General features: G+C 70.9%; 3 protein-coding genes. 1 reads left to right on the forward strand and 2 read right to left on the reverse strand.

The annotated features are described in order from the left end of the window. Positions 1–639 (forward strand): NmrA family NAD(P)-binding protein (locus VIP82_RS06485; protein WP_331906825.1); only part of this gene is annotated, 639 nt, incomplete at its 5' end. A 151-nt stretch (positions 640–790) separates the two neighbouring features. Here VIP82_RS06485 and VIP82_RS06490 read toward each other — a convergent pair. Together VIP82_RS06490 and VIP82_RS06495 are read right to left on the reverse strand one after the other, a co-directional pair. After that, on the reverse strand, positions 791–1336 hold the full coding sequence (locus VIP82_RS06490; protein ID WP_331906827.1) for a hypothetical protein: 546 nt from the start codon (positions 1334–1336) through the stop codon (positions 791–793). A gap of 70 nt (positions 1337–1406) precedes the next feature. Next, positions 1407–1835 (reverse strand): hypothetical protein, encoded by a 429-nt coding sequence (locus VIP82_RS06495; protein WP_331906829.1) that lies wholly within the window; start codon positions 1833–1835, stop codon positions 1407–1409. Positions 1836–2108 lie beyond the last annotated feature (273 nt).

Below are 2108 nucleotides of genomic sequence, written 5' to 3' on the forward strand. Positions count from 1 at the left end.
GCCGATCCGCTCGACGACTACCGTCGCGCCACGGCCGCCGTGGTGCGAGCGATCGACGACAACGGCATCGCCCGAGTGGTCTTCCAGAGCAGCGTCGGTGCCGAGAAGCGCCGCGGAGCCGGCGAGATCGACGGGCTCGCCACCACCGAGGTCGCGCTGGATGCCACGGGAGCCGATGTCACCCATCTGCGCTGCGGCTACTTCTTCAGCAACCTCGAACTCCAGCTCGACCAGGTGCGGTCGGGCAGCCTGCAGATCGTCCTTCCCGTCGATCATCCGATGGCCTGGGTCGCGCCGCGCGACATCGCCGAGGTCGCCGTCACCCGACTGCTCTCGACGGAGTGGCACGGCCGGCACGTCCAGGCCGTGCACGGACCGGAAGACCTCTCCTGGCGACGGGTCGCCGAGATCGTGTCGACTGCGACCGGTCGGCCGCTCCGCGTCGAACGGATCCCGGATGACGCAATGCGCGACGGGATGCTCGGCGCCGGGATGCCCGACACCCTCGTCGACGCACTCATAGGCATGTCCACCGGGCTTCGCGACGATTTCGTTCCCGAGCAACCGCGATCCGCGCAGAGCACCACGCCGACCACGCTGGCCTCCTGGGCCTACGACGTGCTGCGGCGACAGCTCTGATGCAGCCGGAAACCGGGCTTGAGGCGGCGACGAGGGCTCGGAGTCCGGTCGGCGGAACCTAGCCGACACCCTCGAGCGCGCGTCGGTCTCGGTGTTGCCGATGTTCGCGATCACCTCGGGATCGATCGGCGGTCACTCCGACTCGGGCCGATCACGGCATGGGCGGTGCCGGCATCGTGCCGGAGAGCGACCAGCCGTTCTCGTCCACGCCGGAATGCGCCGGATCGGCGGCGTCCGCCTCTGCGGCGGCGCGATCCGCATAGACAAGCCTCACCAGTCCTCGGCTTTCCCACATCTGCTCCGGCACGTATGCGTCTTCCCACATCACGAACCAGCCGCCCGCCGTGCGGCGCCGCAGCTCGGCGAGCCAGGCGGCGTACTGCGGGTCGAGCCGCATGGCCGATGGAACCTCCTGAGCCGCTCGGGCGAGCCGGTCGGCGAGCGCGACAACGTCCCAGTCGGTGCGGCCATCCCCGAAGACATCCCGACCCGAGCCGTTCGTGTACGCCAGGAGGATGTTCCGTTCGTCAGCCGGGCCGATCGCGTCGCCCGGCTCCGGCACCAGAACGCGACACCGCCAGTGACCGGTGGCATAGTGGTTCGCCGCCACACGCACCCCCTGGAAACCGAGTTCGTGCAGCCGCGACACGGCAGCGATGATGGCGGACTCGGGACGAACCGATGCGTCGAGCGACATGCCCGAAGCCTAGGCGACGTCGCCCTGCGCTCAGCCCGCGAACCGCTGAAGCGCGCTCCCGGGGCCAGCCTCAGGACGCCGGCGCGTCGATGAGGGCCCGCACCGCCGCCTCGGGGTCCGCTCCGGCGAGCGCCCGCGCCCCCATCGGGAGCAGCACGAGGTGGTGATACGCCTCTGAGCCGCGGGAGAGCCGCCCGGCGATGAGCGCTCGCTCCCACACGAGCACGCACTGGAGGAAGACCGGGTCGAGCGTGTAGCGCGCCCTCGGCGTCGTGAGGGTGCCGCGCACGGTCATGCCGGGCACCTCGTCGACGCCCGAGAGCCGCTGCAGTGCGCCGAGCACCGCCTCCGGCCGAACGTGCGACGACTGCCCGCTGGTGAACACGCGGAGGAAGAGCTGCGTCGCGAGTTCGCCCGCGTCGGCCGATTCGAGGCCGGCCAGACCCGGGTAGAGCGGCGGTTCGGTCGGTGCCGCCTCGGCGCGAGTGAAGATCCCCATGAGCCGACGATAGTCAACGAACGCGCTGCGCGGGCGTGGCGCGAAGCGCAGAACGGGAAGCGCCGGAAACGGAACCGCGCCTCCCTGATGGCTGTAGGGGGAGCCCAGGGAGGCGCGGGGTCTGCACCGAACCCCGCCGTCGGGCTTGACACGACGGCGAGGCCCGGGGATCGGTCGACGCGACCTAGCCGACGCCCTCGAGCGCGTCGGTCTCGGTGTTGCCGATGTTCGCGATCACCTCGGGGCGACGCTTCGCGAGGTGCAGGTACCAGG

This window comes from Microbacterium sp. (assembly GCF_036566905.1).
Classification (GTDB): domain Bacteria; phylum Actinomycetota; class Actinomycetes; order Actinomycetales; family Microbacteriaceae; genus Microbacterium.

Bases quoted from the DNA above. Each gene is read 5' to 3' on its own strand.
- VIP82_RS06490 (WP_331906827.1), bottom strand. From the start codon at position 1,336: ATGTCGCTCGACGCATCGGTTCGTCCCGAGTCCGCCATCATCGCTGCC.
- VIP82_RS06495 (WP_331906829.1), bottom strand. From the start codon at position 1,835: ATGGGGATCTTCACTCGCGCCGAGGCGGCACCGACCGAACCGCCGCTC.